This is a genomic window from Nocardia sp. NPDC058497, assembly GCF_042720195.1.
In the GTDB taxonomy this organism is placed as follows: domain Bacteria; phylum Actinomycetota; class Actinomycetes; order Mycobacteriales; family Mycobacteriaceae; genus Nocardia.
Genome location: NZ_JBHXMY010000645.1, coordinates 1 through 3195 on the forward strand (window position 1 = coordinate 1; position 3195 = coordinate 3195).

Here is a 3195-nt window from a genome sequence, read left to right on the forward strand (position 1 = left end):
GGCGATCCCGTCCATCTTCACCGGAATCAGGATGGCGGCAGCGGGCTCGATCCTCGTGCTCATCGCCGCGGAGATGGTCGGTGCTCGCGCCGGCCTCGGCTACCTCATCACCGCCGCCCAGCAGAACTTCCAGATCCCGCAGATGTACGCGGGCATCGTGGCCATCTCGCTGATCGGCCTCGGTTTCAACTTCGCCCTCGTCGCACTGGAACGTCGCCTGTCCCGCTGGCGCACCTCCCCGACCGACGCCTGACCAGGAGATCGACCATGTCCCGCAAGACCTTTCATCTCAACGCCTTCCTGATGGGCGTCGGCCACCACGAGGCGGCCTGGCGCCACCCGCGCACCGACGCGCACCGGGTGCTCGACGTCCAGCATTTCCAGAATCTGGCCCGCATCGCCGAGCGGGGCAAGCTCGACTCGGTGTTCTTCGCCGACACCCTCGCCGTCGGCCCGCGCATCGAACGCAACACCCTCGCGGTGTTCGAGCCGGTGACGCTGCTGTCGGCGATCGCCACCGCCACCGAGCGGATCGGCCTGATCGCCACCGCCTCGACCAGCTACAACGAGCCGTTCAACCTGGCCCGCAAGTTCGCTTCGCTCGATCACATCAGCGCGGGCAGGGCCGGGTGGAACATCGTCACCTCCGGCAGTGTCGACGAGGCCTACAACTTCGGCCTCGACGCGATTCCCGAGCACGCCCGCCGCTACGAACGGGCCGAGGAATTCGTCGACGTGGCCGTGGCACTGTGGGACAGCTGGGAATCCGAGGCGATCGTGCTCGACACCGAGGCGGGCGTCTTCGCCGACCCCAGCCGGGTCCACACCCTCGACTACGCCGGGGAGCGGTTCCGGGTGCGCGGCCCGCTGAATTCGCCGCGCGGTCCGCAGGGCAGGCCGCTGCTGGTGCAGGCGGGGTCATCGGAGTCGGGCAAGGAGTTCGCCGCGCACCGTGCCGAGGCAGTGTTCACCGCGCAACGCACAGTGAAAGAGGGCGTCCGGTTCTACCGCGATCTCAAGGCACGGCTGACGAAGTACGGTCGCGCCGAGCACGAACTGAAGGTGCTGCCCGGCCTCGTCCCGTTCATCGCCGACACCGTCGAGGAGGCCAAGGCGCTCGAGCAGGAGTTCACCGACCTGATCTCGCCCGACTACGCGCTGCGCCAGCTCTCGTCCATGCTCGGCGTCGACCTCACCGCGCACGCCCTGGACGCTCCACTGCCCCCATTGCCCGCCGAGAGCGAGATAGAGGGCGGCAAGAGCCGGTTCACGCTGGTCAAGGAGCTGGCCGAGACCGAGGATCTGACGGTGCGCCAGCTCATCGGCAAGCTGGGTGGCGGCCGTGGCCACCGCACCTTCGCCGGTACCCCCGAGCCGGTGGCCGACGAGCTGCAGACCTGGTTCGACGCGGGCGCGGCCGACGGCTTCAACATCATGCCGCCGTACCTGCCCGGCGGCCTCGAGGACTTCGTCGACCGGGTGGTGCCGATCCTGCAGGAACGCGGCCTGTTCCGCGCCGACTACGAATCCACCACGCTGCGTGGTCATTACGGGCTCGACCCCGTCGAAAGCCAGTTCGTCCAGCGTGATTCACGGGTGAGCGCCTGATGCGCACCCGGCGACTCGACATCGAGCTCATGCGGGTGGTGAGCAGCTCCTGTCCAGGCCGATGACCACCCCCGTCCCCGCCTGCTCCCCTGAAGGACCAACGACATGACCACCATCGAAAGCCCCCGCACCACCACCACACTGGCGATCACCCCGGTCGCCGGGCACATCGGCGCCGAGGTCACCGGCATCGACCTGCGTGAGGAACTGACCGCCACCCACGTCGACGAGCTCACCGCGGCACTGCACCGACACAAGGTGCTGTTCTTCCGCGATCAGCAGATCGGCCACGCCGAGCAGATCGCGTTCTCCCGCCGCTTCGGCGCCGTCACCCCGTCACACCCGTACGACGACGACGCGCCCACCGAACACCCGGAGATCCTCGCCGTCGACAGCCGCCTCTACGAGAAGCGATTCGGCCGCAGGAAGTTCAGCTACACCAACCAGTGGCACACCGACGTCTCCCCACTGATCAACCCGCCCGCCGCCTCGATCCTGCGCGCGGAGATCGCCCCCGAGCGTGGCGGCGACACCCAGTGGACCAATCTGGCCGCCGCCTACGCCGGCCTGCCGGAATCGCTGCGCGCCTTCCTCGACGGCCTGCGCGCCGAGCACCGCTTCGGTGGCCGGATCCCGCCGTGGGACGCCGACAGCGACTACGCCCGCAAGATCGCGGCATCACCGCTGGTGACCGAGCACCCGGTGGTGCGGGTGCATCCGGTGACCGGTGAGCGGGTGCTGTTCGTCAATCCCGGCTTCACCACCCGGATCATCGGCCTGACCCCGTCACAGAGCGACGCCGTGCTGCAACTCCTCTTCGACGAGATCTCCCACCCCGCCTACACCGTCCGGTTCCGGTGGGCGAAGGGCAGCATCGCGTTCTGGGACAACCGCGCCACCGCCCACCTGGCCCCGAGCGACCTCGACCATCTCGACGTCACCCGGGTGCTCTACCGCACCACCCTCGAGGGCGACATCCCGGTCGGCGTCGACGGTGTGGCGTCCAGCTCGGTAGCCGGCGCGAAATTCACCGGCGCCTGAAAACCCTTCCGGTGCCCGGTCTTCCGGGCCGGGCACCGGTTCCCGACACGGCGCACCGCCGCGGCTCAACCCCTGAGGACGTCCTCCGGCCGGCGCAGCGCGCCGAAGAGGGGATCGTCGTAGACGGTGGGTTCGACGACCGGCTCCGGCACCTGGAGCAGGTCGGCGGTGCTCACCTCGGCGAAGTCGTATCGCCCGTTCTCGCACTGCAATTCGACCAGCGAGATCGCCGAGACCGTGTCGTCGAGGGTGAAATCGGCGAAGCCGTCCGCCGCGAACGCCGCGCGCAGCGGCTCGACCGGGATGGGGCGGGTGGCGTGAGCCAAGGCCAGGTACGGGCGCAGCGGTTCGCCGAATTCGGGAATGCGTTCCCGGATCCACACGTCGGTCAGCGCGCCGGTCAGGTCCTGGCGGACACTCAGCAGCTCCGCGGGCAGGGCGATCGGCAGGCGGATCGAGTCGGCGGCGACCACCGGCGGGCCGAAGGCGAGCTGGAAGGGCGCGGGGTCGGACAGCCGCGCCCTGGCGCCCTCGACCAGCGCCGAC

General features: G+C 69.4%; 4 protein-coding genes. 3 read left to right on the forward strand and 1 reads right to left on the reverse strand.

Translation table 11 applies throughout. The annotated features are described in order from the left end of the window. The 3 genes from ACFWPJ_RS28770 to ACFWPJ_RS28780 form a co-directional block, all read left to right on the forward strand. Positions 1–253, forward strand: a 253-nt coding sequence (locus ACFWPJ_RS28770) for an ABC transporter permease (protein ID WP_378856033.1), incomplete at its 5' end; no start/stop codon positions are given. 14 nt (positions 254–267) lie between these two features. Then, positions 268–1608, forward strand: coding sequence for an LLM class flavin-dependent oxidoreductase (locus ACFWPJ_RS28775; RefSeq protein ID WP_378856035.1), 1341 nt, complete (start codon positions 268–270; stop codon positions 1606–1608). A 105-nt stretch (positions 1609–1713) separates the two neighbouring features. Then, on the forward strand, positions 1714–2649 hold the full coding sequence (locus ACFWPJ_RS28780) for a TauD/TfdA dioxygenase family protein (RefSeq protein WP_378856037.1): 936 nt from the start codon (positions 1714–1716) through the stop codon (positions 2647–2649). Positions 2650–2714: 65 nt separating this feature from the next. Here the strand turns inward: ACFWPJ_RS28780 and ACFWPJ_RS28785 are convergent. After that, the coding region (locus tag ACFWPJ_RS28785) for a hypothetical protein (protein ID WP_378856039.1) at positions 2715–3195 on the reverse strand (481 nt) is incomplete at its 5' end.